This window comes from Myxococcus xanthus (assembly GCF_013116825.1).
GTDB classification, from domain to species: domain Bacteria; phylum Myxococcota; class Myxococcia; order Myxococcales; family Myxococcaceae; genus Myxococcus; species Myxococcus xanthus_B.
Map to the genome: position 1 here is coordinate 1 of NZ_JABFNS010000038.1, position 21,891 is coordinate 21,891.

At 69.0% G+C, this 21,891-nt stretch carries 12 protein-coding genes; 7 read left to right on the top strand and 5 right to left on the bottom strand.

The genetic code is table 11. The features are described 5' to 3' along the window. Positions 1-167: 167 nt before the first annotated feature. Positions 168-2,267, bottom strand: a complete 2,100-nt coding sequence (locus tag HNV26_RS13395; RefSeq protein WP_436410041.1) for a methyl-accepting chemotaxis protein — start codon at positions 2,265-2,267, stop codon at positions 168-170. Positions 2,268-2,615: 348 nt separating this feature from the next. Between HNV26_RS13395 and HNV26_RS13400 the strand changes: the two genes are divergently transcribed. Beyond that, complete coding sequence (locus HNV26_RS13400; protein WP_171442172.1) at positions 2,616-3,482, top strand: 2-oxo acid dehydrogenase subunit E2; 867 nt, start codon at positions 2,616-2,618, stop codon at positions 3,480-3,482. Positions 3,483-3,504: 22 nt separating this feature from the next. On the opposite strand, the gene HNV26_RS13405 is transcribed toward HNV26_RS13400, so the two are convergent. From HNV26_RS13405 to HNV26_RS13415, 3 genes are read right to left on the bottom strand one after another with little or no spacing between them, the layout of a single operon-like run. Beyond that, positions 3,505-4,554 (bottom strand): formylglycine-generating enzyme family protein, encoded by a 1,050-nt coding sequence (locus HNV26_RS13405; protein WP_171442171.1) that lies wholly within the window; start codon positions 4,552-4,554, stop codon positions 3,505-3,507. Next, positions 4,545-5,846, bottom strand: a complete 1,302-nt coding sequence (locus HNV26_RS13410; RefSeq protein WP_171442170.1) for a radical SAM protein — start codon at positions 5,844-5,846, stop codon at positions 4,545-4,547. The genes HNV26_RS13405 and HNV26_RS13410 overlap by 10 nt, the downstream gene beginning before the upstream one ends. Continuing rightward, complete coding sequence (locus HNV26_RS13415; protein WP_216612222.1) at positions 5,843-6,442, bottom strand: hypothetical protein; 600 nt, start codon at positions 6,440-6,442, stop codon at positions 5,843-5,845. Before HNV26_RS13415 ends, HNV26_RS13410 begins: the two co-directional genes overlap by 4 nt. Before the next feature lie 318 nt (positions 6,443-6,760). On the opposite strand from HNV26_RS13415, the gene HNV26_RS13420 reads away from it, so the two are divergent. The 5 genes from HNV26_RS13420 to HNV26_RS13440 all read left to right on the top strand — a co-directional run bounded on the left by HNV26_RS13420 (position 6,761) and on the right by HNV26_RS13440 (position 18,813). Beyond that, complete coding sequence (locus tag HNV26_RS13420) at positions 6,761-7,876, top strand: Gfo/Idh/MocA family protein (RefSeq protein ID WP_171442169.1); 1,116 nt, start codon at positions 6,761-6,763, stop codon at positions 7,874-7,876. A gap of 134 nt (positions 7,877-8,010) precedes the next feature. Then, a complete protein-coding gene (locus HNV26_RS13425; RefSeq protein ID WP_171442168.1) occupies positions 8,011-9,519 on the top strand; it encodes an SDR family oxidoreductase in 1,509 nt (502 codons plus the stop codon). Positions 9,520-9,542: 23 nt separating this feature from the next. Continuing rightward, positions 9,543-16,193, top strand: a complete 6,651-nt coding sequence (locus HNV26_RS13430; RefSeq protein WP_171442167.1) for a type I polyketide synthase — start codon at positions 9,543-9,545, stop codon at positions 16,191-16,193. A 24-nt stretch (positions 16,194-16,217) separates the two neighbouring features. Next, positions 16,218-17,324: a fatty acid desaturase family protein gene (locus HNV26_RS13435; protein WP_171442166.1), complete on the top strand. Its 1,107-nt coding sequence runs from the start codon at positions 16,218-16,220 to the stop codon at positions 17,322-17,324. 334 nt (positions 17,325-17,658) lie between these two features. Next, positions 17,659-18,813 carry an alkaline phosphatase PhoX gene (locus HNV26_RS13440; protein WP_171442165.1) on the top strand — a complete coding sequence of 385 codons (1,155 nt, stop codon included), beginning with the start codon at positions 17,659-17,661 and terminating at the stop codon, positions 18,811-18,813. 135 nt (positions 18,814-18,948) lie between these two features. On the opposite strand, the gene hutH is transcribed toward HNV26_RS13440, so the two are convergent. After that, entirely contained in the window at positions 18,949-20,475 is a 1,527-nt protein-coding gene (gene hutH / locus HNV26_RS13445) for a histidine ammonia-lyase (RefSeq protein ID WP_090491396.1), read from the bottom strand. Positions 20,476-20,610: 135 nt separating this feature from the next. Here hutH and HNV26_RS13450 point away from each other — a divergent pair, with 135 nt between their 5' ends. After that, positions 20,611-21,888, top strand: coding sequence for an aspartate kinase (locus HNV26_RS13450; protein ID WP_171442164.1), 1,278 nt, complete (start codon positions 20,611-20,613; stop codon positions 21,886-21,888). Positions 21,889-21,891 lie beyond the last annotated feature (3 nt).

A 21,891-nucleotide genomic window follows, 5' to 3' on the forward strand; every position in this document is an offset into this window, starting at 1 on the left:
GGGCGGGCGGGTGGTGGTGGCGGGCCCACCGGAGGAGGTGGTGGGCCTGCCCTTCAGCCAGACCGCGCCCTTCCTGGAGGAGGCGCTGGGCTGAGCTTCCGGCCCCCGCCGGAGCCTCCGAGCCGTGGCCGTGAAGGCCGCCGGGCTCGGAGGTGGGGGCCGCGGAATCAGCGCGCCTGCGCCTGCGTCGCGGGCACGGACAGGCCTTCCGCCTTGAGCGTCTGGCTGGCCATGCCGGACATGCTCTCCGCGAGCGACTGCACGGAGCGGGTGGCCTCCTGCGTCTCCTGCACCGTCTTCAACGTGCGCTGCATCTGCCCGGACAGCTCCTGGATGGCCTGGGCCATCTGGTGGGTGCCCGCGTCCTGCGCGCTGACGGCGGCGGTGATCTGCCGCACGCTGGAGCTGGTGTCGCCGATGATGTCAGCCAGCTGCTGGAACTGCGCGCTGGAGGTCCGCACGGCGTCGAGGCTCTGCTTCACGCGCTCGTCGCCCTTCTCACTGGAGCGGGCCGCCTCACGCATGCTGTTGCTGACGCCGTCGAGCACCTCGCGGATGCGGTGCGTGGCCTGGATGGACTGGTCCGCCAGGCCGCGCATCTCCCGGGCCACCACGCCGAAGCCACGGCCGCTCTCTCCACTGCGCGCCGCCTCGATGGCGGCGTTGATGGCCAGCATGTTGGACTGGTCCGCCAGGTCCTTCACGGAGTCCACGATGCCGGAGACCTCGCGGGTGCGCTCGTCGAGCGCGAAGATGCGCCGGGCCATGTCGGAGACCTCGGTGCGGATGGCCGCCAGGTCCGACAGCGTGCGCTCCAACGCGGCCGTTCCCTCGCGGCCCACCTGTTCGGCGCTCTCCGCGGAAGCCGCGAGTGCGCTGGCCTTCTCCGCCGTCATCTGCGAGCTGCGGCGGATCTCCTTCACCGTCTGCTCCGCCTCCTGGAGCGCCACGGCCTGACGGCTGACGCCCTCGGTCTGCTCGTCGCTGGACGAGCGGAGCTGCTGCACCACCGTGGCGAGCTCGCCGGCGCCGTTGCCCATGCGCTCGGCCAGGGTGCGCACCTCCTGCGCGCGCGCCTCCAACTGGTGGGTGTGCGCTTCGAGCGTGCGCACCACCATGATGGAGCGGCGGGTGACGATGCCCAGCAGCGACAGCGTCAGCGCGACGTAGCCCCAGTGCGTGACGTTGCCCAGCGACCAGCCCACCAGGCCGATGACGGGGAGGATGGTGAGGATGATGGAGAGGACGAGCCCCGCGAAGCCACCGACGAAGAGGCGCGCGTCCGGGTTGCCCAGCCACGCCTGGGTGATGGCCACCGAGAGCACCACCAGCAGCACCACCATCGCCAGGGGGAGGAAGGGCACGAGGATGCGCTGCCCGATGCCGAGGTCCAGGAGCGTCGCCAGGGCGCACACGCCCGCCACGGGCGAGAACACCATGGCCGCCTTCTGGAACCAGCCGCGCCGGTTGTCGAGCAGCGCGTCCGAGACGAACTCCATCAGACCGGCGACGAGCAGGAAGATGCCCACGGTGGTGCCCAGCGTGGCGGTGGCGGACGAGCCCCACAGCGCCGTGGGCATGCCGCTCAGGCCCAGGAGGATGAGGCCGCCGCTGGCCGCGGAGACCGCCAGGCCCGCCAGCATCCGGCGCCGCCAGTGGAGCGCGAAGGCGCCACCCGCGCCGAGCGCCACCGCCAGCAGCAGGCAGCAGATGACGAAGGGCGCCTGGCCCTGGCGCGTCACGTAGACCAGCAGGTCATACTTCGAGCCCACCTGCGCGGCCTGGGACACGCCGATGTTGGGATTGCTGGACTGGATGCGCAGCAGCACGCGCTTGCCCTGCGCGTCGCGCGGCAGGGGCACGATGTGCCAGGACAGGTTCTCGCCAATCTCGTAGCTGTCCGGACGGATCTTGCCGCTCGTGTAGATGTGCTGGCCGTCCGCGTACACCTCGAGCGCGTGGGTGATTTCGCCCAGGTACAGCGCGGGGTCCGTCCAGCCGCCGTCGGGGACGGGGATGCTGAGCCACATGAACTTGTGGTCACCGCGACCCTCGGGCGTCGCGAGGGCGGGCGTGGTCCGCCACTCCTTCGAATCCCCCGTTTCCTTCGCCCACAGGGGCGTGCCATCCGAGCCCACGGGGGAGTCACCCCATCGGAAGCGCCACCCGTCCAGCACGTTGACAGGAGGTCCCGCCTCGGCCGCGTGGGCCGAGGACGTGAGGGCAAACATCAGCAAGAGGGCGGAACAGAAGCGGAAGCCAGCCATGGAGTGCGTATGGTCTTCCGCCCGGGCACCGAATGTAAATGGGTCTTCCCGACCTCTCCCGAGAATCAATTGGCGTTGCTTGGAATTGACGTCCACAGAGAGCGTGGCAGGCAATGAATGCCGCGAATTTTATACTTCCGGTGAATTCCTCGCTCCGGCAGGCCGTGGAGGGCGCGGCCCACCGGCAGGGTTGTTCCTGGAAAGCCGGATGATCCTCCGGGCCCGGACCTCGTTCCGATCGGGTTTGAACGGCGACCCGGTGCGTCATGTTGAGTCCGCGGCGGGCGGAGGCGTCAGCCGGGGGACCCACCCTTCCCTTGGGGTGGGCCCAGCGGCGACACTGGGGCCATGGCGCATCTGGAGTTGATCCCCAAGCGGGACCTGTCGAGCTTTCGCAAGCTTGCGATTGGAAGTTGGAAGACGGCGTACGACCCCACCGTCTACGGAACGCTGACCGTCCGCATGGACAAGGCGATGGCCTACATCGAGGCCTTCCGTCAGCGCACGGGTGTGCGGCTCACGGTGACGCACCTGGTGGCCAAGGCCATGGGCGAGGCGCTGCGGCGCTGCCCGGACGCGAACGCCATCCTCCGCTTCAACCGCATCTACCTGCGCCAGCGCGTGACGCTGTCCACGCTCGTCGTCCAGACGGACAGCGGCAAGGTGGACCTCACGTCGGCCCGCATCGAGGACGCGGACAAGAAGAACCTGAAGGAGATCGCCAACGACCTGGAGGAGGCGGTGCGCCGCGTCCGCGAGCGCCGGGACGTGGCCCTGGAGAAGGGCAAGGGCACCATCCAGAAGATCCCCTACCTGTTCCTCAACACCTTCACGTGGCTGCTGTCCTTCTTCATGTACACGCTGAACCTGGACATGAGCCGGTTCGGCATGCCGAAGGACGCCTTCGGGTCCGCCATCATCACCAACGTGGGCTCGCTGGGGCTGGACACGGCCTACGTTCCGCTGGCGCCGTACACGCGCGTGCCCATCTTCGTCGCGCCCGGCGCGGTGAAGGAGGTGCCCGTGGTGGAGGACGGCAAGGTGGTGCCGGGCAAGGTGATGAACATCAACGCGACGTTCGACCACCGCTTCATCGACGGGTTCCACGCGGGCGTGCTCGCCAACACGCTCCGGGAGATGCTGGAGAACCCGTTCGAGAGCTTCGACGCGCTTCCGGAGACCGCCGACGTGGCGCCGGTCGCCGCCGTGGGGTAGGGCGGCTCACGAGCCGCTGGCCTCACCGCCGCGAGGGAACCCGGACCAGGCGGAAGCCCATGTTGGGCGCCGCCCCGGTGTCGCTCGCGGAGCGGAAGCTGACCCGCAGCGCGTCCGCGCAGTCCGCCCACGAGCCGCCTCGCAGGACGTGGATGCGCTCGGGGATGTCCTCGCCCAGCACGCAGACGGGGGACGATTTCGGCGAGCGCCGGTAGTAGTCGGCGTCGTAGTGGTCCTGGCACCACTGGCTCACGCCGCCCGCCATGCCGAAGAGGCCGTAGTCGTTGGGCGGGAAGGCGCGCATGGGGCGGAGCGAGAAGTCATTGAAGCGGTCGAAGTCCGCGCGGCTCGCATCGGGAGGTTCGTTGCCCCATGGGTACGCCGCGCCACGGAAGCAGCCCCGCGCCGCGCGCTCCCATTCGGCTTCGGTGGGCAGGCGATAGGTGACGGAAGGCGTGCTCAAGCGCCGCGCGAACCGTTCCGCGAGCGAAGGGGCGACCGCGACCATGGGCTTCCGGTCATAGCGCAGCGGGCCCTCGCCCGCGCGCGCTGGCGTGCCGAACAATTCCTGTGAGGTCTTGATGACGCCGTCGCCGGTTTCCCATCGCGTGTGGGTGGCGTGGGCGTGCCAGTCACTGGCCTGCAGGGTGTCGTTCTCGCAGTACTGCAGCCGAATCTTCGAGTCGTTGAAGTACTCGAAGCTGTCGGCGAATCCGTCGAGTTGTTCGTCCGTGGGGAACTCGGGTGGTTCGGGCCAATCCAGGAGGCGAGCGAAGGCGCTCCACGACAGCGGCGTGTCGCTCATCCAGAACGCGGACAACGTCACCGCGTGGGCGGGGCGCTCGTCGGAATCTCCGTCGTCGCTGCCCATGATGAACGTGCCCGCGGGGACATAGCGGAACACGAAGCCGTTCTCGATGACGGTGAGCTGTTCCAACACGTCCTGGAGCAGCGGCAGGACGTCCTCGCGTGCCTGCCAGGCCACCGCGTCCAGCGTCGCGGCGGCGCCTTCCAGGTCTCCACTGGCACGCTGGACCCGGGCTTTCCCCAGCGCGGCTTGGATTACCGACATGCGCCCCCCTGTCCCCGCTCCGCGCCGAGCACGGGCAGTGGATGTGACTCCGTGGCAGCTCCCAGGGACTGGGCCTGCCAGGGGTCCTCCGCGAACGCGGAGCCATTGTAGAACTGCGCACGCGCGCGGCAGCCCCCGGTGAAGCGGTCTCCCGTCTGCTTCGCCCGGAGGCGCTGGAAGGCCTGGCCGTCACGCCAGATGTCCTCGAAGGGGCGCGTTCGGATGTTGCCGGATTCGAAGGCCCGGCCCAGGAAGCTGCACGGGTTCACGTTGCCCTGGACGGAGACGGAGGCCACCGTGTTCGCCGCCCCGCAGCCCGGGCCCTCCGTGACGACGCCGCGCAGCTCCTCGCGTGCCGAAGGACTGAAGGGGTCCAGCGCGAAGAGGTCCGAGTTGGCTTCGACGCGCTCCAGCCGCGCGAGTGCGTCCACGTAGCCATCGAACGTGGGCATCAGCTCTGGATGCCGGGTAGCGGTGCCGACGGGGTACAGCGGGCGGAAGACGGCGGTATGCGCGCCCACCCGCCGGGCCAGTTCGACGCAGGCCTCGACTTCCGCCACGTTGTCGCGCGTCAGCGTGAAGGCGAGGGTGAAGCGCGCATGCTGACCGAGCAGCGCGAGCTTCTCCATCACCCGGTCGAAGACGCCAGCGCCCCGCACGGCATCGTTCGTCCCCGCCTGGGCGCCTTCCAGCGACACGTTCAACCACACCAGCTCGCGCTTGCCGAGCTCACGCGCCCACCGTTCGTCGATGAGCAGCGCGTTGGTGGTGATGCAGGGATGGAGGCCGTGGCCCGTGGCCGCGTCGAGGATGTCCAGCAGGTCCTTGCGCATCAGCGGCTCGCCGCCGGTGAGCCCCAGCCGGAAGCTACCCAGTCCGGCGAGCTGGGCGAAGAGCGCGTCCATCTCCTTCACGGAGAGCGGGGACTGGTTGCGCGGCAGCTCGCCCGCGAAGCAGTGCGTGCACGTGAGGTTGCACGCGCCAATGACCTCCAGGTGGACGGCGAGCGGGCCCAGCAGGTGGTCGGGTGGGGGCACCCGGTCGATGCGGGCCGCCGCGAGCCGGCCATCCATCCGCAAGTAGCCTTTCATCGACAGGTGCTGGATGAGCCCGATGACGGCGTCCCGGTCGCCAGCCTCCGCATCACCGATGACGTCGTCCGCGGTGCGCTCGGTGAGCCGGGTGAGCACGGCCGCCGCGGGGGCATCGAACGGCATGTAGCGAGAGGAGCGCCGGTCGAAGAGGAGGGCGCCGAAGTGCTGGGGGATGAGCACCAGGGAGGGGCGGCTCATTTGAAGCCCTCGTCGTCCACGTGGAAGGACCACCGCACCCAGGCCTTCGTGGCGCTCGAGGCCAGGCCCAGGCCCGTGGCGTCGTCCGTGAGCATCTGCCACCGCCAGCGCTCGTTCGTCTTCGGTTCGGGAACGGGCCGTTGCACCAACGGCGCGAAGCCCGCGTCGGCGAAGTCCGGTAGGCGCCAGCCTTCGGGAGGTGGCCGTGTCGTGGCCTTCCATCGGCCATCCGGAGCGGATGCCAGTTTCGGGTGGACCGCGCTGGCGATCTCCGGATCCAGCCGGGCCTGCATCAGGACGAAGCCCTTGTCTCCGGGACGGTTCACTTCAAATGACAGGACGTGCGCACCCGGGGGGACGAGCACCCGTTGCTCCACGAGGGGATTCCCATCGAGGAACAGGCCGCCGTCCGGGACGCCATTCACGTAGGAGAACAGCGACAGACCGATGGACGCACCGGGCCTTCGCCAGCGAAGCACCACACCGCCACAGCCCGCGGGCACCTCGCAGTGGCTGTGAACCTCCAGCGCGAGCTGGCTCGACGTCTTGCGGTAGCGCGCCAACGCATTGAGGCGGAAGTCGTTCGAGTCCGACATGCCGGCGTTCTACCTCGCGCCGCGCACCTCCGCGAACCGCGCCAGAACCGAGCATTCACAGTATTCCTGGAGGGGCGGGCAGAGTGTCGGGCATCAGTGGAAAATTGCGCCACGTGTTGCTGGGGTGCTCCGTTGACTTCGGCAACGCCCAGCGCTTCGACGTGGACGGCGCTATTCGAAGGGGTCCATCGCGGAAGTCGACTGAAGCGGCTCGGGGGGACGCCTGCTGTCCGGACGGGCGGTACGACGTTGCCCGGAGCGTGGGTTGTGGCGGGTGCCTCGGGGGCCCAGCGTGTCTCTCATACGCGGAGGCAATCGATGGCACAGGGCAGCTCGCGGCGAATCCGGTATGCGGTGGTGGGCGCGGGGAATATCGCGCAGGTGGCTGTACTTCCGGCCTTCCAGCACGCCCGTGAGAACTCGGAGTTGGTGGCGCTCATTTCCTCCGACGCGGAGAAGCGCGACGTGCTGGGGAAGATGTACGGCCTGCGCCACACCGCGAGCTACGACGAACTTGAACAGGTGCTGCGCGACGCGGACGTGGACGCGGTGTACATCGCGCTGCCCAACAGCCAGCATCGCGCCTTCACCGAGCGGGCAGCTCGCGCGGGTGTGCACGTCCTCTGCGAGAAGCCCATGGCGACTTCGGTGGAGGACTGTGAGGCGATGATTCGCGTCACGGACGAGAATCACGTCAAGCTGATGATCGCCTACCGGCTCCACTTCGAGGAGGCGAACCTGCGGGCCATCGACCTGCTGCGCTCGGGGCGCCTGGGTGAGCCGCTGATGATGTCGGCGCTGCTGACGCAGCAGGTGCGGACCGGGGACATCCGGACGCGCGTGGACGTGGGCGGAGGCGCGCTGCTCGACGAAGGGCCGTACCCCATCAACGCCGCGCGCTACCTCTTCCGTGACGAGCCCACCGAGGTGTTCTGCTACACCAACGAGGAGCAGGACCATCGCTTCAAGGGCGTGGATGCCACGGCCTTCGCGTTGATGCGCTTCTCGAATGGGCGCGTCGCGCAGTTCGGCGTCAGCCACGCCGCGTCGGCGGTCTCCAGCTACCGGGTGGTGGGGGAGAAGGGCGATCTGCTCGTCGAGTCCGCGTTCGGCTACGAGAAGGAGCGCAAGCATGTCCTCACGCTGGAGGGCAAGACGGAGGAGCGCGTCTTCGCGGCGAACGACCAGTTCGCGCCGGAGTTGCTCTACTTCTCGAAGTGCGTGCTGGAGGACCAGGAGCCCGAGCCGTCCGGCCGGGAAGGGCTCGCGGACGTGCGCGTCATCACCGCGATGAAGGAGTCCGCGAGGACGGGGCGCCCGGTGAAGCTGGATGCACTCCCGATGAAGCGGCGGCCATCCTTGGACCAGCTCATCGTCCGCCCCGCGGCCAGGCAGCCAGCGCCGGTGAACGCGCCCGCGCCAGCGCAAGGATGAACTTGCGTCCACTGGAAATATTTCCCGTGTGCGAGCTTCTTCGTGCGCTGAATGTGTGGCGACACCCGCCTCCGCAAGTCGTGTCAGACCCTTGATGCATTCATTGCCGCGAACCGGGAAACCAGGGGTCGGCAATGACATCACACGCATCTCATCAGGGCACCTACGCGGTCGAGCATGTTCTCCAGCGGATTCGCCGTTGTGCCGCTGACGTCACGCGGTATCCCATGGACATCCTGACGGCGGACGCGCAGCTCGAGGACGAGCTCGGCATTGACTCCGTCAAGCTGGCGGAGATCGCGGCCGTGGTCGGGCGCGAGTTCAACATTCCGCCCGATCGGCTGCCACGGGGCGCTCAGGCGCGTACGTTGAGCGCGATGGCGGACGTGGTGGCGCGGCTGCTCGCGGACACGCAGCCCGCCGCCGTCGCGACGACTCCACCGGCGCCTGTCGCGGCTCCGGTTCCCCCGGTGTCGTCAGCGGGCTCTCCCGTGGAGGACCTGGAGGCTCGGGTCCGTGCCGTCTTCGCTCGGGTGACGCGCTATCCGGAAGCGCTCTTGACGCCGGAGGCGGACCTGGAGGACGAGCTGGGCATCGACTCGGTCAAGCAGGCCGAGGTGATGGCCGTGCTCGTCAAGGAGCTGGGCCTGACCGATGCTCCGCAGCCTTCGCAGCGGCTGCGGACGATTTCCACTATCTGTGAGATGGCGCGCGCCCGGCTGGCGGTCGCGGCGCCCGTGCGCGAGGACCGAGCGCCGCGTCCGTCGCCGCCGCCGCCAGCCGTGCTGCCCTTCGCGGGGAAGGTCGCGTTCGTTACGGGCGCTGGGAAGGGGATTGGCAAGGTCATCGCGGCTCGCCTGGCCAGCGCGGGGGCGACGGTGGTGGTGAACTCGTTCCACTCCCGTGACGAAGGCGAACGGACGGTCCAGGAGATTGTTGCCGCAGGGGGGAAGGCGTTCCACGCCTGGGGCTCGGTCGCGCAGGAAGAACACCTGGACCGGATGTTCGCCAGCATCGAGGCGCAGTTCGGTGGGTTGGACTTCCTGGTGTGCAACGCGTCCAACGGCCTCATCGGACCGTTCGACCGGATTACTCCACGCGACTGGGACAAGGCGTTCCGCACCTGCATCACGGGGACCTATGAGTGCGCCCTGCGCGCGCGGCCCCTGATGGCCCGGCGTGGCGGCGGCAGCATCGTGACGATGTCCACCTCCATGTCCCAGCGGTACATGCACGACCTGGGCTGTCAGGGCGTGGTGAAGGCCGGGGTGGAGTCCCTGACACGCTACCTGGCCGCGGAGCTGGCCCCGGATGGCATCCGGACCAACTGCGTGTCCGCGGGACCGGTGCATGGCGAGCTGCTGGGCATGTTCCCCGACGCCGCGAGCCGGGTCGCGCGCTGGGAGTCGGCGACGCCGGGCGGGGAGATCTGCACCGCGGAGGATGTCGCCGACGTCACCGAGCTCCTCCTGGGGCCCAAGACGCGCCGGGTGAACGGCGCCATCTGGGTGGTGGATGCGGGGCTCTCCGGCACGGTGGACGGGCTGCTGCCGGGCGCGTCGGAGACACGGCGTCCCGGGGGGCCGCGCGGGTCGCACAGCCGTGAGCACGACGTGCGAGCGCTCCTCGCGCTCGATTCCTGAACCTCGTACCGGAGCCAATCACCATGGGTTACTTCGCGGTCCCGTACGACATTCATTTCGACGACACGATGGCCTACGGGAGCCATCACTTCCTCACGAACTTCAAGTTCCAGTGTGCTGGGCGGGAGCACCTGCTCTTCAGCCCGGACGTGTTCGACGTGCCGGAGTTCCGGCGCGACTTCGACCAGGTGCTGCTGCTCACCTACGAGGGCTACTCGCGCAACCTGGCACCGGCCAACCTGGGAGACCGGTTGGTGGTGCTGACGACACTGGAGGAGCGGGGGGCGGTCTCCATCCGCTTCTGCTTCCGGACCCTCAAGAGCGATGGGACGCCCGTGGCGTGCGGCTTCCAGACGGTTCTCTGCGCGGACCGGACGTCGGGCGCCCTGTGTTCGTTTCCCGAGTCGTTCCTGCGGTGCTTCGATTCGTTGTCCGGCATCTTCGAGCGCGCCGGGGCACGGAGCTTCCGGGACTGTGTCCAGCAGGGAGGCTCCGCGCTCAAGGAGGTGTTCCCGGAGTCCATCCGGGCGCTGGCGAAGTCGCTGCTCGCGGACCCGGCGTCGCTGGGGAGGTCCCGCGTTGTTTCGTTGGAGGGGGCGCCCGCGGAGAGCGTTGCCGAGAGTCCCGACGCGCTGGCGCTGCCGCCGGGGGCGACGGCATTTCTGTTCGCCGGACAGGGTTCGTTTGATCCAGGGCTCTATCTCCAGTTGAAGGCGCTCGACCCTGACCTCGGAGATGAGCTTCAGGGGCTCGCCGCCGCATGTCGTGAGGTCGGAGTGGAGGCGGAGCCGCTGCTCGCCGCGCGTGACGTCTCGGACGTCCGGCGTGCGCTGGAGGAGCTGCCTCAGCTCGACCAGCTGGGCATCTACCTGTCCGGAGTCCTGGGCGCCCGGTGGATGCAGCGCCAGGGCGCGCGCCCGGACGTGTTCGTGGGGCACAGCTTCGGGGAGATTGCAGCGATGACTGCGGCGGGTGCGCTCGACTTGCGCGCTGGCGCGCAGGTCGTCTGCCACCGCATCCGAGCGCTTCAGGTCCTTCCCGACGACTTCGGAACGCTGGCGGCGGTGGCGCTCGGGGAGCCCGAGGCCGTTCGCGCCATCGCGGAGTGCGGCGCTTCGGGATTGCACATCGCGGGACGCAACCACGCGCGGCAGACGGTGGTGGCGGGAGCGCGCGGTCAGCTCGCGCGGCTCCGCGCGCTGCTGGAAGGCCGGGGGCAGGGATTCACCTTCGTTTCGAGCCGGTACCCCTTCCACCATCCGGGCATGGCCCCGGCCGCGAAGGCCTTTCGCGAGATGCTGGACCGTGCGCCCATGCAGGCGCCACGGGGCTGTGTCTATTCGCCCATTGAACGGCGCGCCTATGTGGGCGGGCGGCCAGAGCTGGCGGATGCGCTCGCATCGCACCTGGTGCGCTCGTTCGACTTCCTGGGGACGGTGGAGACGCTCTCCCGCGCGGGATGCGCGCGCTTCGTCGACTGCGGAACCACGGGCGTCCTGGCGCGCATCGTCCAGAAGATCATCCCGGCGGAGATGGCCGCTGATGTGAGCGTCATCAGCAAGCTGCTTCCGGCGGAGCGGTCTGCCCCGTCGGCTGGCATCGAGCCGAAGTCCGTGGAGGCCGCCGAGGGCGACGAAAACGGCATTGCCGTGGTGTCGCTGGGCTGCATCCTTCCGGGGGGCGCGAAGGACCCGGAGACGTACTGGCAGAACATCCGGAAGGGCATCAGCGGCATCGTCGACCAGGGACTGTTGCAGCCCGAGTTGGTGACGGACTTCGTGGGTCCCGCGGGAACTCCAGACCGGACGTACACCCTGCTCACGGGGTATGTGCGGGATGCGGACCTGGTTCCGCCGCCGGGCTTCGACCCGACGCGTTTCCAGCAGTACGTCCGCGAGCAGAAGCTGCTGGCCATCGCCCTCTCGCAGGCCATGCAGGGACTGAAGCCGGTGGCATCGAAGTCGCCGGGGCGCATCCAGTGCCTGCTCGGTTCGACGGCGGAAGGGTCGGCCGAGTACGACGCCGCGCTGAGCGTGGAGGCTGGAGAGGCGCTGCTGAGTGCCAGGGGGGAGCGGGTTCATGACATCGCGGCGCTGGCGTGCGCGGCGCGTGAGGCACTTGGGGTGGAGGCCATCTCCCGTGACCTGGCGCCGCATCCCACCCTGCAGGCCGTGGTGACGGACGTGGTGGGGCAGGGGGTCGCGACCACGCTGCTCGACGCTGCCTGTGCGTCGTCGCTCTATGCCATGGCGCTGGGCATGAAGGCGCTGGAGCGAGGGGACTCGGACCTGATTCTTGCTGGCGGTGTGTTTTCGCCAGGGCCTGGCAACAGCTGTCTGTTCTCACAGTTCAACGGACTGTCCCCCACGGGGAGCCGGCCCTTTGACGTGCGCGCGGACGGCGTCATTTTTGGTGAAGGCGCGGGCGTCGTTGGGCTGATGCGCCTGAAGGACGCAGTCGCGGCGGGGCACCGGGTCCATGCCGTCATTCGAGGCGCGGGGCTCTCCAGTGATGGGCGGAGCAGCTCGGCGAACGTGCCCCGGTCGGAGGGGCAGGTGGCGGCGATGGAGGCGTGCTACTCGGGGGCCCAGGTGGACCCGGCGAGCGTGCAGTACATCGAGGCGCACGGAACGGCGACTCCCGCGGGGGACGCCACCGAGCTCAAGTCGATTGCCCGCGTCTTTGGTGGCAAGCGCAGTGGCGTTCAGCTCGCCAGCGTCAAGGCACTGATTGGCCACGTTGGCTGGGCCGCGGGTGCGGCTTCGGTCATCAAGCTGTGCAAGGCGATGGAGCACCGGATCTTCCCGGTGCAGTCCAACTTCGATGCGCCCGGCGCCGCGCTGCGCGCCATGGGGCCCGGCTTCGAGGTGAACACGCGCGAGCAGCCTTGGCCGGAGAATGGCGAATGGCCTCGTCGTGCCGCCACCAATGGCTTTGGCTTTGGCGGAACCAATGCCCACCTGGTGCTGGAGGAGTACCGGGGGCCTTCGCCGGCGCCGAGCTCCCGTGAGGGCATCCCATCGGAGGCCGAACTCGTGGTCGTGGCCGCGGAGGGCTTGTTCCCGGATGGACGCGGGCGGCCCGAAGCGGGTGTTCCTGTCGAGGTGGGCGCGCGCTTCGATCTGCAGGCACTGCGCCTGCCGCCCACGGTGCGCCTGCTGCCCGACATCTCCGAGGACATGGACGCGACGCAGCACCTCGGGCTCGTGGTCGGGAGTGCGCTCGCCCAGAAGTTGGGCGTGTTCGACGCGCTTCGTTCGGGGACGGGCATCGTACTGGGGCTCGAGGGCAAGACGCGCCGTGGTGTCGAGGCGGTCCAGCGCGTCCTCGCGTTCACGCTGCAACGGCGGTTGAGCGAGAAGGCTCGTCGCGAGCCAGCATCCGCCGCGGTGCTGCCCCTGGCGGAGCGTCTTCACTCGGCGGTGATGGAGAGCCTCCGTCCCTCGGGACCGTACACGCTTCAGGGGATGATGCCGAATGTCACGCCCGGCCGTGTCGCGGGGGCGCTCGACGTCAAGGGGCCCAATTTCGTGGTGGATGCGGGGGCTGCGTCGTCCGCGGCGGCGCTCCAGGCGGCGCGGGGGCTGCTGGAGAGCGGCTTCGAGCTGGTCCTCGTGGGCAGTACGCACATTGGCAGGCCGGGTGAAGTCAGAGGGGCGCAGCAGCCCGAGGAAGGCGCGGCACTCTTCGCGGTGACGACGGCGGAGAAGGCCCGAAGGCTCGGCTTGAAGCCCATGTGCCACCTTCTGCTTTCCACCCGTGGCACGAAGGGGGCAGGTGCGGGGGTCGACCTGCCACCGCACTCGGCGGCGGAGAGCCTGGCGTTGCTGCGCGCCGTACACGCGGCGGCGGATGGGCGTGCTGGCACGCTGCGGTTCCACCCCGATGCCGCGACAGGTGTCCGGCTCGAAGTGCGGCTCCAGCCGATGGCGGACGGGCTGCCCGTGGAAGCAATGGAGTCGTCGTCGCGAGCCCACGACCAGGCCGCAACGGAGGGCCGGCCTGGCGTGTCATCTCGGGCAGTGGGGCAGGGAGGGAGGATCGGCGCCTCCACGTCACCTCTTCGGACGCATCCTGATGCCGTGACGGACGGCCGGAGCGAACTGCCATCCCGACCTTCAGAGGGAGTGCGGATTGCTCCTTCCCGTCCTGTTGAATCCGCGTCGTCACCCGTCGACAGCGCATCGGGAGCCGAGTTGCAAGTCGCAGCGGGAGGCTTCGACCACGCCGCGCCGATTCAGTATCTGTCGCCCGTGCTGGTGGAGCGGACGGCTCGGAAGACACGGTCGTCGTATCTCCGAGGCCGTCGGGTGCTGTTCATCGCGGAGGACGTGGCGCTCGCGCGCGAACTTGCAGTTCGGGCGGAGGCCCTGTGCGGAGCGGAGCACCTGATTCTCTGTCCAGGAACTGGTTCGGATTCGGGACGCCTCCGGTACATCGACCTCACGACCGACACCTCCGCGGAGGCCGGGCTGGCCGCTCTTGGCTTCGAGCCCGAGGTCATCCTCGCGGTCACCCACATCGAGGCAGGGGCGCTTGAGGCCGCGGTGGTCGCCGACACGGCCATGAAGCACGGGGCCCTGGAGTTGCTCTTCCTGGCCGCCCGCCGCGCGTATGAGCGCCTGTCTCGTGGCGAGGTGGAGCTGGTGAGTCTGTGCATTGGCGCTGTGGGCCCACGGCGGTGCCTGCATCCTATGTCGGGATTGTTCGCGGGGATGCTCAAGTCCATCGGGCGGGAAGTGCCTGCCCGGAACGTTCGTGCCGTCTCCACCACGGCCATGCCGATCCAGGAGGCGCTCGAGCTGGCCGAGGCGGAGCTGGGGGCGGAGGTGGAGGGGAGTCACTCCATCGAGGTTTGCTTCGAAGGGCCGGTGCGCTGTGTCCGCGTGTTGCGGGTGACGGACGTCACGGCGGACCTGGCGGCGACGCTCGATTCGCGCTCGGTGGTCCTGCTCACGGGCGGGGGACGGGGCGTCACGGCAGTCCTGGCGGGAGCCCTGCTCAAGCGGTTCGGATGCAAGGTGGTCCTGTTAGGGCGGAGCGATCCGGATGAGGCACCCCTGCGTGTGCTCCAGGCCCGTGAGGAAGACCTGCCGGCGATGGAGCGGGCGTTCTACGCCTCGGAGTTGGCCAGCAATCGGGGCGTGCGCATGCCAGCGCTGCGCAAGCGCTTCGAGCGCTTCCTGGCCGCTCGCGAGCTGAAGGCCACGCTGGAGGGCCTGGCCCGGCTCCCGGGCGAGGTGCTCTACCGGGCCGCGGACGTCACGCGAGCGGCGGACGTGGACCGCGTGGTCCAGGAAATCGTCGACACGCATGGGCGACTGGACCTGGTGGTGCATGGGGCGGGCACGCAGACGTCCAAGAAGCTGAATCGCAGGCAGCTCGGGGAGTTGCGCACGAACCTGGGCACCAAGCTGCTGGGGCTCAGGAACCTGCGGGAAGCCTGCGTGAATCGGCTTGCTCGGCCGGTGCCGTTCCACGTCCTCACCTCCGCGTTCAGCTACATCGGGAATGACGGGCAGGCGGATTACGGCGCGGCGAACGAGGCGCTGGACCGGCTCTGCGCCTGGGTCAGCGACGCGAGCCAGGAGGTCCGCTGGTGCAGCGTGGGCTGGTTGGCCTGGGACGGAATCGGCATGACACGGGGGTCGGAGTACCGCGTGCTCGGTGCCAGCCGACATCTGCGAGGAATCCGAGCGGAGGAAGGCGAAGCGCTCTTCCTCCAACTCGTGGATGGTCGGCCTCGACAGGCCATCAACGTCCAGCTGACGGAGAGCGAGCGTTCCTATTACGCACTGGAGGTCCTGCCCGCGGAGGAGGCGCGTTCTCTGTCGGCGGGGCCCGTGCAGCGCGAACTGGTCGTGGATGCGGCGAGTGTGCCGTGCCTAGAGGACCACCTCGTGCGCGGCACGCCCACGTTGCCTGGGGCCTGGGCGTTGGACCTGATGCTGCAAGCCGCGGTGGGCAACGGGCGGCCAGAGCTGCGCACCGTCACCATCGAGGACGTCCGGTTCTCACGCTTCATCCGCGTCAAGCAGGGGGGGCGTCAGCACCTGCGCGCCGAATGCACGCCCCTCGTCGATGCGCCCGGATGTCATGGCGTGCGGGTCCGGCTGATGGGGGACATCGTCCATGCCTCGGGTGTCGTGCTGGAGAAGGACCTCGTCTATGCGGAAGCGCGGTTCACGCTGACGGCGGAGCCGCCGCGAGGCACGCCGGAGCTGGAGGCGGCGGCGCCGTCGGGACAGGCACTGCGGGTCCACGACCCACACTGCGCCGCCGGTGCGCCCATCGAACTGCGGAAGATGTTCGACTGCCTGGAGGAAATTCGCATCGAGCCGTCGGCCCGGTTCGCGCGGTTGGGGCTGCCGGCCGAGCCTCGTCAGGCGGGCAGCACCGTGCCCGCGCTCGTCCTGGATGCCGCCTTGCGCCTGAGCGCCATGCATGTGGATGGGGAGTCGAGCGCGGTGTTCGCGCCCATCCAGTTCCAGCGGGCCACGTTCGACCGCGGCCTGGTGGACGTCCGGGGTGGAGCGCCGCTTCACCTCTCGTTGAAGGCACTTCCTCCGCGAGTGGATGGCGACCTGCTGGAGTGCGGCACCGTCGCTGCGCTCGACGAGGCGGGACGGCTTCGGATGTTGCTCGAGGGCGGCCTTGCGCGGCCCATGGCTTGAGACCTCCTTCCTTCGGGTGAACGCATGAACTCTTCCAATCCCCAGGCGGGGCCCATTCCCGCCGATGACCCCCGGTGGCTGCGTTCGGAGCTGCGCCGGGTGATGCCGCCGGAGTCCTTCCAGCCGCAGCCCCTGCGAGGCATCGTCGCGTTCGGGCTGGTTCCGGTGATGGTGGTCTTGATGTGGGCCGCGGGAAGCGGGCGGCTGCCATGGTGGGCGTGCCTGCTCATCTCGTTCGCGCTCGGGCAGATGGTGACGGCCGTGGGGCTGGCGGCGCATGAGGCGCTGCACCACGCGGTGTTCCGCAGCAGGGCGCTGGAGAGTCTCCTGGGCTGGGTGGGCTTCAGCCCGTTCCTGGTGACCCCGGGGAACTGGCGGGCGTGGCACGTCCAGGCACACCACAGCGCGGCGAACGTCCTGGTTCGGGACCCGGACATCCTGCCGCGGCAGAGCGAGTGGCGGACCCAGTGGTTCGCGAAGGTGTTCCACGCGATGTCTCCGGGCTCGGGCTCGTTGCTGAGCTTCGTCAGCTTCAGCTTCTTCTTCACCGCCCAGGGACAGGCCTTCCTCTGGCACCACAGCCGGCTGCCGCAGTTCCAGCATGTGCACATGCATCGAACGCGGGAGCGCGTCCTCACGGTGCTCGTGCTGCTGGGGTGGGTCGCGGTGGGCTGGTGGATGGGGCCAATGGGGGCGCTCTATGCGCTCATCCTTCCGCTCCTCATCGGCAACATCACCTTGATGATCTACATCGCCACCAACCATTGGCTGCTGGCCGCGCACGAGGAGTCGGACAACCCCTTCGTGAACACGGCCAGCGTGGCGACGCATCCGGTGATGGACTGGTTGCACTACAACTTCAGCCACCACCAGGAGCATCACATCTTCCCGGCCATGAGCCCGAAGTTCGCGCCGCTGCTTCGCAAGCACCTGCGCGAGCTCAACCCCGAAGCGTCACAGGTGTACCCGCACCTGCACGCGCTTCGGATGCTGTACCGGCGCCCGGCGCTCTATGCCGAGGATGGACAGACGCTCATGGCTCCGGAGGGGACGCCTTCGATTTCGACGGAAGCGCTGCGCAGCCAGCTCAAGGGACGCGGGGCAAGCCTCGAACATGGCCTGAACCGGTGAACGGCTGCGCCTCTGCGAGGACCCGCTCGCCCAGGCGCGATTGAAAGGGGGACGCCACGCTGGTTCGAGGCGTGGCGCAGTCGCTCCCGCAGACGTCCGGAGCGCGTTCCTCGCGGCCGTCGAGCCCATGAAGGATTCAACTGGAGACACCACGTGTCTCTGGAGCATGCGGCAGGTGACGGCGAGCACGCCACGACGCCGCGGCGTGTAGGGCTTGTCGTGACCTGCGTGGTGCCTTGTCGCCCAAACGACAAGGTGACCGACCCGTGATGAGTTGGCGCGCGGGCATGGGCAACACAATCTCCTGGGCCTTCTGGCGAATGGAGATACGCCCATGCAGCGCAGGAGCTTCCTTCGACTCACGGCGATGAGCAGCGGACTCCTGGCCCTGGGGCCGGGTTTCTGGCGTTCCGTCCATGCCGCTCCCGCCCGGCCGGGGCCCGGCCCCTACGGTGCCATCGCCAGTGCTCCGGATGCTCAGGGGCTGAGGCTGCCCGCGGGCTTCAGCTCACGTATCGTCGCTCGCACCGGACAGCGGGTCCCCGGCACGCCCTACACGTGGCACGCCGCTCCGGACGGCGGCACCTGTTTCCCCACCGACGATGGCGGCTGGGTCTACACCTCCAACTGTGAGTTGCCGCTGATTGGAGGTGCCTCATCGATTCGCTTCGATGGAGGCGGCAACGTGACGAGCGCCTACCGCATCCTCGAAGGCACCCAGCTCAACTGCGCCGGGGGGGCCACGCCCTGGGGCACCTGGTTGTCCTGTGAGGAATGGGATGGGGGCCATGTCTGGGAATGCAATCCCCAGGAACCCTCACAGGGACTGCGGCGTAGTGCGCTGGGCACCTTCGCCCATGAGGCCGTCGCCGTGGACCCGGTGGGCATGCGCCTGTACTTGACGGAGGATCGGCCGAAGGGGCGGTTCTACCGCTTCACCCCCGCCCAGTGGCCCTCGCTGTCCTCGGGCACCTTGGAGGCCGCGAAGCTGAATGGCAGCGCGCTGGATGGCGCCGCCACCTTCAGCTGGGTGAGGGTCTCCGCCTCGCTTCCCGCGTCTCTGCAGCGCGCCCGTTTCCTGACGACCGCGTTCGATGGTGGCGAAGGCTGCTGGCACGACAGCGGCACCATCTACTTCACGACCAAGGGCGACAATCGCGTCTGGGCCCACACCCCGGCCACCGGCAAGGTGGAGATCCTCTACGACGACGGCCTCTACCCGGAGTCGCCGCTGCGCGGCGTGGACAACATCACCGTGTCCCGCTCGGGTGACCTCTATGTGGCTGAGGATGGTGACGACCTCCAGCTGTGCCTCTTCACCCCGGGCCCTGAGCGCTCTGTCGCGCCATTCCTCCAGGTGGTGGGGCACGCGGGCTCCGAACTCACCGGCCCCGCCTTCTGTCCGGATGGCCAGCGGCTGTACTTCAGCTCGCAGCGCGGGGCGGATGGCAACGGCGTCACCTACGAGGTGCGCGGCCCGTTCCGCTGAAGCCAGGATGCGCCCCGCGCGGCGCTGTTCGTCGCGCGGGGCATGTCACGGGGAAGGGCCCGGAGCCGAGCGCCTGCTCTCGATGGCTTCGGGCCCTTCGTCATGGGGCGAGACGTCGCTGTCGCTCGTGCGGCGTCAGGCCGTGGCGGAGCGCACCGCCGCGAGCAGCTCGCCAGAGTCGACGAGCTGGCTCACCGCCTCGATGTCCCGGTGCAGCTCGCGGTCCTTGTCCATGTGGGGGACCTTCGAGCGCACCAGCTCGTACGCCGCGAGGGCGCCCTTGCCGGGCTTCAGCGGCAGGCGGAAGTCCAGGGCCTGCGCCGCCACCAGGATTTCAATCGCGAGGCACGAACGGGCGAAGTCGCTGACCTGACGGCCCTTGAGCGCCGCCGTCATGCCCATGGACACGTGGTCCTCGCGGCCCGCGGAGGACGGAATCGAATCCACGGACGCGGGGTGGCTCAGCACGCGGGACTCGGCCACCAGCGCGGCGCTGGTCACCTGCGCGATCATGAAGCCGGAGTTCAACCCGGAGTTCTTCGCCAGGAACGCCGGCAGGTTGGACAGCGACGGGTTGACGAGCTGCTCCACGCGCCGCTCGCTGATGGACGACAGCTGCGTCAGCGCCATGGCCACCACGTCCATGGCCAGGGAGATGGGCTGGCCGTGGAAGTTGCCGCCCGACACGATGCGCTCCGTGTCCGCGAACACGAGCGGGTTGTCCGTGGCGCTGTTGACCTCCACCTCCAGGATGCGCCGGGAGAACGCGATGCCCTCGCGCGCAGCGCCGTGCACCTGCGGCATGCAGCGCAGGGAGTAGGGGTCCTGCACCTTGCTGCAGTTGACGTGCGACTCCACCAGCTCGCTGCCCACCAGGATGCGCCGCAGGTGCGCCGCGACGTCCTTCTGGCCCGGGTGCGCGCGCACGTCGTGAATCTCAGGAATGAAGGGCTTGTGGCTTCCCAGCAGCCCCTCCAGCGTCATGGCGCCCGCGACGTCGGCGATGTCCGCCAGGGACTCCGCGCGAAGCTGGAGCAGGGTGCCCACCGCGCACATGGCCTGCGTGCCGTTCACCAGGGCGAGGCCCTCCTTGGCCTCCAACACCACCGGTTGCAGGCCGGCGCGCTCCAGCGCCTGCTTCGCGGGCATCCGCTGCCCCTGGTAGAAGGCTTCACCTTCGCCGATGAAGACGAGCGCCAGGTGCGCCAGCGGCGCGAGGTCCCCGGAGGCGCCCACGCTGCCCCGCTCGGGGACCACGGGAACGACGTCCCGGTTCAGCATGTCCAGCGCCAGGGCCAGCGTCTCCATGCGGATGCCGGAGTAGCCCTTGGCGAGCACGTTGCAACGGAGCAGCAGGAGCGCCCGCGCTTCGGGAAGGGGGAGGGGCGTGCCGACGCCACACGCGTGGGAGAGGATGAGGTTGCGCTGGAGGTCGCGCAGGTCCTTCTTGTCGATGCGGACCTCGGCCAACGTGCCAAAGCCGGTGTTGATACCGTAGGCGGGCGTGTCTCCGGCGGCGACGCGGTCCACCAGGGCGCGCGAGGCCCGCACGCGGGTGGCGGCGTCGGGCGACAGCTCCACGGTGGCCTCGTTGCGAGCCACCTGGAGGATTTCCTCGAGCTTCAGGGTGTCACCGTCGATGAGGATACGGGGGCGCGACATTCGGGACTCCAATGGGTGCGGCGAAAGGGCAGGCACCCTAACGTAAACGGGTGCGGAGGTGCTGGCCGGCGCTTTACACCCGCCAGCCGGGCTCGTATAGCTCCCGCCCGTCTGGAGAGGGAGGTTGCAGGCGCCGTGGCACTCATCGTCCAGAAGTATGGCGGTACCTCCGTAGGTGACGTGGCCCGCATCAAGAGCGTGGCCCTGCGCTGCCTGGCCGCCCAGGAGGCGGGGCATGACGTGGTCGTCGTCGTGTCCGCCATGTCCGGCGAGACGAACCGGCTGCTGAAACTGGTGGCGCAAATCACCGACCGGCCGGACGAGCGCGAGCAGGACGTGGTCGTCGCCACCGGTGAGCAGGTCTCCATCGGCCTGCTGGCCATGGCCATCCACGCCCAGCAGGGGAAGGCGACCAGCTTCCTCGGCCGTCAGGTGCGCATCGTCACCGACAGCACCTTCTCCAAAGCGCGAATCAAGAGCATCGACGCGCAACCCATCCGCGCCGCGCTGGCTCGGGGCCACATCGTCGTGGTGGCGGGCTTCCAGGGCATGGACGAGTCCGGCAGCGTCACCACGCTGGGCCGTGGCGGCTCCGACACCACCGCCGTGGCCGTGGCGGCCGCGCTGAACGCGGACGCCTGTGAAATCTACACGGACGTGGACGGCGTCTACACCACCGACCCCAACATGGTTCCGTCCGCGCGAAAGCTGGACCGCATCACCTACGAGGAGATGCTGGAGCTGGCCAGCGTGGGCGCCAAGGTGTTGCAGATCCGCTCGGTCGAGTTCGCCATGAAGTACAAGGTGCCGCTCTGGGTGAAGTCGTCCTTCACCGACGACCCCGGCACCCTCGTGTGCGAGGAGGACAGTTCCATGGAGGATGTGCTGGTCCGCGGCGTCGCGTATGACCGCAACGAGGCGAAGATCACGGTGTGCGGTGTGCCGGACGTCGCGGGCGCCGCGGCGAAGATCTTCGGTCCGCTCGATGAGAAGCACATCGTGGTGGACCTCATCGTGCAGAACCCGTCCAGGGACGGACGCACGGACGTGACCTTCACCGTGGGCAAGGCGGACTTCCTCGCCGCGCAGGACGTGGTGCGGAAGGTCGCCGAGGAGATTGGCGCGTCCGGTATCCAGACGGACGGGGACATCGCGAAGGTGTCCATCGTGGGTGTGGGCATGCGCAATCACTCGGGTGTGGCGGCGCGGATGTTCCGGGCGCTGTCCGCCGAGGGCATCAACATCCAGATGATCTCCACGTCGGAGATCAAGGTGTCCTGCGTGGTCCAGGCCAAGTACACGGAGTTGGCCGTGCGCGCGTTGCACACCGCCTTCGGGTTGGATCAGCCGATGCCGCCGGAAGGCGTCTCCGCCGTCTCCGAGATGGCGGCCCTGATGGGCGAGAAGGTCTGAGCG